Source organism: Bradyrhizobium sp. (genome assembly GCF_049581145.1).
Lineage (GTDB): Bacteria > Pseudomonadota > Alphaproteobacteria > Rhizobiales > Xanthobacteraceae > Bradyrhizobium.
Map to the genome: position 1 here is coordinate 1 of NZ_JBAURI010001302.1, position 1623 is coordinate 1623.

3 protein-coding genes are annotated in these 1623 nt (G+C 61.6%); all 3 read right to left on the bottom strand.

Features of this window, described 5'->3' with window-relative positions:
- Positions 1–44 precede the first annotated feature (44 nt).
- A complete protein-coding gene (locus tag WCB02_RS41640; RefSeq protein ID WP_423968766.1) occupies positions 45–431 on the bottom strand; it encodes an EVE domain-containing protein in 387 nt (128 codons plus the stop codon).
- Positions 432–444: 13 nt separating this feature from the next.
- Positions 445–1248 (bottom strand): glutamate racemase, encoded by an 804-nt coding sequence (murI, locus tag WCB02_RS41645; protein WP_423968769.1) that lies wholly within the window; start codon positions 1246–1248, stop codon positions 445–447.
- Between the two features lie 57 nt (positions 1249–1305).
- On the bottom strand, positions 1306–1623 hold a 318-nt coding region (locus WCB02_RS41650; RefSeq protein ID WP_423968772.1), incomplete at its 5' end, for a GerMN domain-containing protein.

Below are 1623 nucleotides of genomic sequence, written 5' to 3' on the forward strand. Positions count from 1 at the left end.
AAGAATAACAGTTTGAGGACTACTCTGGCTGCGGACGCCGCGTCTCAGCCGTGAACCAGCCAGTCGAATTGTTCCTGCGTCAGCGGCACGACCGATAAGCGAAACTGCCGGAACAGTATCGAGCCCACAAACACGCCCGCATCGCGAATCTCCGCCAACGGCTTTTCGCGCTTCAGACGCTTGCCCGCCTTCAACCGCACGATAGGAATCTTCGGGTCTGCGGGATCGGTCGTCACCGATACCACCTTCGCTGTCCCGACCGCGGCCTTGCCAACATTCGAGTGGTAGATCACACACTGCTCCCCGGGTTTCATGTTGCGCAGCGTGATCAGCGCCTGCGGGTTTTTAATTCCATCCCACCGCGTCTCGCCGTCGCGCAGCAGGTCATCAAAGGAGTACTTGTCGGGTTCAGATTTCAGAAGATAGTGCATCGTTCCAATCAGTCTATCCGCCCAGGTCGAGGTGATGCACGTGCGCAATCGGCTGGTTCAGAAACAAGCTGCCAAGCCGTTGAAATTTCTCCACCGAATCCGTGGCATAACACTCGAAACTGAGAGAGTTTTCCGCCGAGTGCGTTCCGGTATCCACGTCCAGCGCCGCTTCCGCAGCCTCCGCGGTTGCGTCAGCCGAATCAATCACCGCCGCATCTGATCCCAGCTCCCGCAGCGTCGTCTCGATGGCTGCCGCAATCAATGGATAATGCGTGCAGCCCAGCAGCACGGCCTCTGGCCTGCACTTCGTCAAAGCCTCCGACAAGTAAATTCGCAGCACGTCGCGCGTGACCTGGTGGTCAATCCAGCCCTCCTCCACCAACGGCACCAGCAGTGGGCACGCCACCTCGATGGCCTTCAGCCCAACCGCCTCGCAAGCTGCGTGGTAGGCGTGCGACTGCACGGTCGCCGCTGTCGCCAGCACCAGCACCTCGCCTCCCGTCTTCCTCACGGCACGCTTCGCCGCATGGGCTCCCGGCTCAATTACGCCCAGCACCGGCACACTCACCGCTCGCCGAATATCTTCCAGCGCCAGCGCGGTCGCGGTATTGCAGGCGATCACCAGATATTCGCAGCCGCGCTGCTCCAGAAAGCGCGCACTCTCCACCGCGTAACGCGCAATGGTCGCCTGCGACTTCGCGCCGTAGGGCAGCCGCGCCGTGTCGCCCAGGTACAGGTAATTCGCCGAAGGGATCTTCGACAGGAGCGCACGCAACACCGTCAGGCCGCCAAAACCGGAGTCGAAGACCCCCACCACGGGCCCATCCTTCGCGGTCCTCTGCGCTACCCCTTGTTTACCACCAGCAAAGTTCATTCAGTTTGATTGCCCCCCGTTTGCAGCATCTGCGCTCGAGGTCGTATCGGCGGCAGGATAGGTTCGCAACAGGTCCGCATGCCCTGCCAGCGTCTCGCGTGCCTGCCCGTCCACCAGGAATCGCACCTGCTCAATCTGTGGAAGATTGGCGTGCAGCGTTCCCAGGATCGAGCGCAGCGTTAACGATTCCACCTCCACGCCGGACGGATGCTGATTGACAAAGGTGCTGTGCAGATCGATCACGGCGAGCTCTCCGCCCGGCTGCTTCGCCTGCACCGGGTCCGGATCCGTCTGGGCCACCGGCAAGGTCGGCCGAAA

What these genes read in the sequence shown, in the direction of transcription:
- WCB02_RS41640 (WP_423968766.1), bottom strand. Translation starts at nt 431, where the DNA reads ATGCACTATCTTCTGAAATCTGAACCCGACAAGTACTCCTTTGATGAC.